Origin of the sequence: Veillonella parvula, from assembly GCF_047241225.1 — a bacterium.
Lineage (GTDB): Bacteria > Bacillota > Negativicutes > Veillonellales > Veillonellaceae > Veillonella > Veillonella parvula_O.
Map to the genome: position 1 here is coordinate 1 of NZ_JBKTIE010000015.1, position 1,610 is coordinate 1,610.

The 1,610-nt window shown below is 60.9% G+C and carries 1 protein-coding gene; it reads right to left on the reverse strand.

The genetic code is table 11. The annotated features are described in order from the left end of the window. Positions 1-201: 201 nt before the first annotated feature. A complete protein-coding gene (locus ACLRYO_RS09560) occupies positions 202-1,560 on the reverse strand; it encodes an MATE family efflux transporter (RefSeq protein ID WP_023658407.1) in 1,359 nt (452 codons plus the stop codon). Positions 1,561-1,610 lie beyond the last annotated feature (50 nt).

The following is a 1,610-nucleotide window of genomic DNA, read 5'->3' on the forward strand; positions in this document are numbered from 1 at the left end:
TGCTGACCGTCGTGTTGTGCGTGCTGCCATTGTTCTCCCTGCTTTCGGCGATTATGGCCATCACGTTGGCTGCGCACGACGCGACACCACCGGCATAAAATCTCCTTCATATCACGAAACAACGGGCACCCGTTTTGCGAGGCATTCTATCCGTCCCGTGTTTCGCAACGCATGAGACGGCACATCCATTGAATCAGGAGTCTAGACCATATCTCGCCGAATCTTGCGGTAGGTGGCATAGAACAGGAAGCCGGCCACGATGCCGGAGGTGGCGTCGGAGATGGGTTCGGCGATGAAGATGCCGTTGACGCCGATCCAGTGCGGCAGCAGCAGCGCGAGCGGCACGAGCAGGATGATCTTGCGGAAGATGGCCAAGAACACCGACTGTTTGGCCTGGCCCATGCCGACGAGTGCGCATTGCGCGCCCATCTGGATGCCGAAGATACCCCAGCCGCAGACGAAAATCGGCATCATGCGGGTCACGATGTCGATGACAGTCTGTTCCGAGGTGAACCATGAGGCGAAAAAGCCGGGGAATGTGGCGAGTACCGACACCAGCGCCGTGGCGGAGACGATCTGCGTGACGAAGGCCATGCGGACCGCCTGGCGGACGCGCTCCATATGCCGGGCACCGAAGTTGAACCCGATGATCGGCTGGATGCCTTGCTGGAAGCCGCTGGTCAGGACGCTCACGATCTGCATCAGCGAAGTGATGATGGTGATCGACGTGACGTAATCGTCGCCGCCGTAGCGTTGCAGCCCCACGTTGAACACCACGTTGATCAGGCATTCGGTGATCTGCATGATGAAGGGTGCCAGACCGAGCGCCAGCACGGGGATGATGATCCGATCGAACCGGATGTTCAACGGCCGCAGGCGAATCGCGCTGCGCCCGGAGGAGAGGAACAGTACGATCCATATGGTCGAGACCAGTTGGGCGAGCACGTTCGCGGCGGCCGCTCCCCTGACGCCCCATCCGAACACGAAAATGAACACGGGGTCAAGAAGGATGGATATGCCGGTGCCGATGAGTACGGAGACCATGGCCACAGTGGTTTTGCCCTGCGCCGAAATGAAGTTGTTGAGTCCGAGCGTGAGTTGCACGAATACGGTGCCGATCAGGTAGATGGTGATGAAGTCGACCGCATATTCGATGGTCGCATCGCTGGCGCCGAAGGCGTAGAGAATCGGCCGTTTCGCCAACTGCAGCAGCACGGTGAGGGTCAGGGCTATGGCGATGAGGAACGCGGCGCTGGTGCCGAGGATGCGTTCGGCTTTCTTGAAGTTGCCGCGCCCAAGTTCAATGGAGGCGCGCGGCGCGCCGCCTGCGCCGATCAGCGAGGCGAAGGCGGTGACGGCCAGCAGAATCGGGAAGCAGATGCCCACGCCGGTCATCGCCGCGTTGCCCACTTCGGGGATGTGCCCGATGAACAGTCGGTCGATGATCGTGTACGAGGCGTTCGCCGCCTGCGCCACGATGGTGGGGACCGACATGGTCAGGGCCAGACGGGGCACCGGTTTGGTGCCCAGCCCGGCATCGATCGTGTTCGCCTGTACCAAGGATCAGCTCTGCCAGTAGTAGCTGAAGAAGTCGGAGATCTCCCCCATGG